The organism is Lacisediminimonas sp. (assembly GCF_030645335.1).
Taxonomy (GTDB): Bacteria; Pseudomonadota; Gammaproteobacteria; order Burkholderiales; family Burkholderiaceae_D; genus Lacisediminimonas.
Genome location: NZ_JAUSNH010000109.1, coordinates 1 through 3555, shown reverse-complemented (window position 1 = coordinate 3555; position 3555 = coordinate 1). Strand labels below are relative to the sequence as shown.

5 protein-coding genes are annotated in these 3555 nt (G+C 60.7%); 1 reads left to right on the top strand and 4 read right to left on the bottom strand.

The genetic code is table 11. The features are described 5' to 3' along the window. Positions 1–651, top strand: a 651-nt coding sequence (locus Q7T64_RS07740; protein WP_304793835.1) for a 4Fe-4S dicluster domain-containing protein, incomplete at its 5' end; no start/stop codon positions are given. Between the two features lie 73 nt (positions 652–724). Here the strand turns inward: Q7T64_RS07740 and Q7T64_RS07735 are convergent. The 4 genes from Q7T64_RS07735 to Q7T64_RS07720 form a co-directional block, all read right to left on the bottom strand. Next, positions 725–1435, bottom strand: a complete 711-nt coding sequence (locus tag Q7T64_RS07735; RefSeq protein WP_304793832.1) for a tetratricopeptide repeat protein — start codon at positions 1433–1435, stop codon at positions 725–727. 401 nt (positions 1436–1836) lie between these two features. Then, on the bottom strand, positions 1837–2412 hold the full coding sequence (locus tag Q7T64_RS07730) for an NUDIX domain-containing protein (RefSeq protein ID WP_304793829.1): 576 nt from the start codon (positions 2410–2412) through the stop codon (positions 1837–1839). 72 nt (positions 2413–2484) lie between these two features. After that, entirely contained in the window at positions 2485–2793 is a 309-nt protein-coding gene (locus Q7T64_RS07725) for a DUF2818 family protein (RefSeq protein WP_304793826.1), read from the bottom strand. 10 nt (positions 2794–2803) lie between these two features. Beyond that, a partial coding sequence (locus Q7T64_RS07720) for an NADH-quinone oxidoreductase subunit N (protein WP_304793823.1) occupies positions 2804–3555 on the bottom strand: 752 nt, incomplete at its 5' end.

The window sequence follows — 3555 nt, the reverse complement described above, 5'->3', positions numbered from 1 at the left end:
GCCAGCCGCATCAAGGGCAGCCATGCCGCAATGAAGAGCGGCATGCTGGCCGCAGAGGCTGCTTTCGACGCCCTGGCCGCAGGTCGCCAGTCCGATGAGCTGGCGGCCTACCCGGCAGCGTTCGAGTCGTCCTGGCTGCATGAAGAATTGTTCGTCGCCCGCAATTTCAAGCCGTTCATGAGCAAGGGCCTGTACACCGGCACACTGATGGTCGGCATCGACCAGGTACTGTTCCGCGGCAAGGCGCCATGGACCCTGCATCATCAGCATGCGGATCATGAAACGTTGAAGCCTGCGGCAAATTACAAGCCCATCGTTTATCCCAAGCCGGACGGCAAGCTGACCTTCGACCGGCTATCGTCGGTCTTCATTTCCAATACCAACCACGCGGAAAACCAGCCGATCCACCTGACACTGAAAAATCCGGCGATACCGGTACAGGTCAACCTGGCTGAATACGCCGGGCCCGAGCAACGGTATTGCCCTGCCGGTGTTTATGAATTCGTGAAGACCGACGACGGCGCAGATCGCTTGCAGATCAATGCGCAGAATTGCGTACACTGCAAGACTTGCGACATCAAGGATCCGACGCAAAACATCGTCTGGGTGACGCCGGTGGGCGGTGGCGGGCCGAATTACCCGAACATGTAAAAACGGCCGGTTCATCCGGCCGTGATTTGAATGCGTTATTGCAGCGATCAGCTAGCAGGATCATGCGTTACGATCATTGCTGTGCCGCCAGCCAGTCAGTGATGTGCTGCGCATCCTCATAGCCCTGCGCCGCAGCCCTCGCAAACCACTCGGCTGCCCTGGCGTCGTCCCGGGTGGCGCCGATGCCAGTGCGGCACATGACGCCAAGTCGGAACTGCGCGCGGGCATTCCCCCGCGCGGCCGCCTCGCAAATCAACCTGGTGGCCCTGGCGTCATCCCTGGCCACTCCCTTGGCCGAGGCGTGCATGACGCAAACGTTGGCGAGCGCCGCCCTATTCCCCTGCACCGCAGACTTGTACATCCATTCGAAAGCCCGGACCGCATCCTTGGGAACGCCCCTGCCAGATAAATACATGGCACCAAGATTGCACTGCGCAGGCGCATATCCCTGTGCGGCCGCCTTGCCATACCACTCGATTGCCTTGGCTTCATCCGCCGCCACGCCAACCCCAAGGTCATGCATCAGGCCGAGATTGAACTGCGAAGCGGCGTCTCCCTGCCCTGCCGCGTAGACATACTGAGCGCGGATGCTGGCGTCGATCGCGTGGAGATTGGCATTGACGGGTGCATTGATCACCCGCGCGGGTTGTGCCAGCGAATCCTGCGTCAGCTCATCTTCCGGCAATAGACGATAACGCGCAAACCCGGAAGGAAGCGGCGCTGCGGCACGACCGCTGCTTACGCGCGGCGCACTCGCCTGCGGCATTGCGCTGGCGTTCGGCATCAACGCGCTATTAACGATAGACCTGGCGGAATCGGGACCAGTGCTTGGCGCTCTTTTCATTGCGTGCTACTCCTTGCGAATTGAGATGCATTAGAAAGTAGGTGCTCGGGGCTTTGCCGGACCTGCCAAAGTCAGACGCCAGAGATCGGCCGGACGGACGGGTTTGTGGAAAGCGCCCGGAATCAGTTCCGGTGCGGATCACAGGCCGTTCGATTGAGTGAGGTATTTTCAGTTGGTATGACATCGCGCACAGCGACGGCCGGCCAAAATGCTACGGCGCTGCCAGCAAAACTTGCGGCGAGCGTCGTAAGCGCACCGTTTTCGATTACTGCCGACCGGGTGAATGCGGACCCTTCACCACGATTGGCATTGCGCCAATCTGGCTAGAAGCACGCCGCTGGCTAGGGCGCGGCGTCGCCGGCTGCGGGGAGCCAGGCGCCGGACATTATTTTTTCCAGCCAGAACGCGCCAATGACGGTCTTGACGTCGGTGATCTTCCCTTCCCTCACCCATTGCAGCATGTCATCCAGCGTGACCGCCATGGTTTCCAGGAATTCGCCATCATCGAGTTTCGCCTCGCCGGCAACCAGGCCGCGTGCCAGGTAAATCTCGAGATGTTCATCCGAGTAGGCGATGGCATTGTGAATGGTGCAGACATGCTGCCACTGGCCGGCGGTGTAGCCGGTCTCTTCCTGCAGTTCGCGCTGGGCGCACAGCAAGGGGTCTTCACCGGCATCAATTTTCCCGGCAGGAAATTCAATGAACACTCGGTGCAAGGGGTATCGGTATTGCCGTTCCAGCAGGATCCTGCCATCCGCCATCAGCGGCAGGATGACCACTGCGCCCGGATGCCGGACGTACTCGCGCTCGGCGATCTTGCCGTCGGGCAAACGAACCTTGTCCCGCGAAATTTTCAGGAAACTGCCGGTGTAGGCGGGCTCGCTTTCGACGCAGGTTTCTTCCAGGTGCTTGTCCATGTGGAATTCCGCTTCCGCTAAGTCAGGGTCAAGGGCCATCACGATCGGCTGCGTCGAACCCCGTCGCACACGCTATTCCGAGCGCTGCCGCCGCAGGTAACGATAGGTGAATCCAGGGAAAGCCAATACCAGGAACAGACAGGCTGTCACGGCATAGAATTCCCATTTTTGCGGGGCGAGATTGCCGATGCGTGACTCAAGCAGCCGCGCCACCAGCCCGACGGCAAGGTACAGCACGATCAGTTCAAGCAGACGCAGCCACAAGGATTTGCGACCGCGCTTGAGTGTGATAATTCCGAACAGCCGCTGGTTGATGAAAGGCAGGTTGGCAGCGCAAGCCGCCAACAGGATCACGAACCAGCTCGACAGGGCGACGTCCACCTCGGCCGGATCAGGAAGCGAGGGTGCGGGTGATGGCGACCACGCAAGCTGCCATCAGCGGGCCCGGAAGCAGGCCCAGCACGACGATCGCCACGCCATTGGCGGACAGCGCAAAGCGCATTTCGCCGGGCACCGTGATCGGCGCGGTATCGATGGCGTCGTCGAAATACATCGCCTTGATCACGCGCAGGTAGTAATACGCCCCCACCAGCGAGAACAGTACCGAGACCACGGCGAGCCAGACCTGGCCGGACGCCAGCACCGACTGCAGCACCGCCAGCTTGGCATAGAAGCCGACCATCGGCGGTACGCCCGCCAGCGACAGCAACAGCACCATCATGACCGCGGCAAACCACGGGCTACGCTGGTTGAGTCCCTTGAAGTCGTCAATATTGTCCGCCTCGAAGCCCGAGCGCGACAACAGCATCACGACGCCAAAGGTGCCCAATGTGGTCAGCACATACGTCAGCGAATAGAACAGCGACGCACTGTAGGCGCTGGCGGCAGAGGCGGCATTGCTGCCGCTGAACACACCGGCCAGCAGGCCCAGCAACATGAAACCAGTCTGTGCGATGGTTGAATAAGCCAGCATGCGCTTGATGTTGGTCTGCACGATGGCGGTGATATTGCCGACCACCATCGACAACACGGCCAGCACCGTCAGCATTTGCTGCCAGTCGATTGCCAGCGCCCACACGCCCTCCACCAGCAAACGGATGCAGATGGCGAATGCCGCCAGCTTGGGTGCGCCGGCAATCAGCA

What these genes read in the sequence shown, in the direction of transcription:
- Q7T64_RS07735 (WP_304793832.1), bottom strand. Translation starts at nt 1,435, where the DNA reads ATGCCGAACGCCAGCGCAATGCCGCAGGCGAGTGCGCCGCGCGTAAGC.
- Q7T64_RS07730 (WP_304793829.1), bottom strand. Translation starts at nt 2,412, where the DNA reads ATGGACAAGCACCTGGAAGAAACCTGCGTCGAAAGCGAGCCCGCCTAC.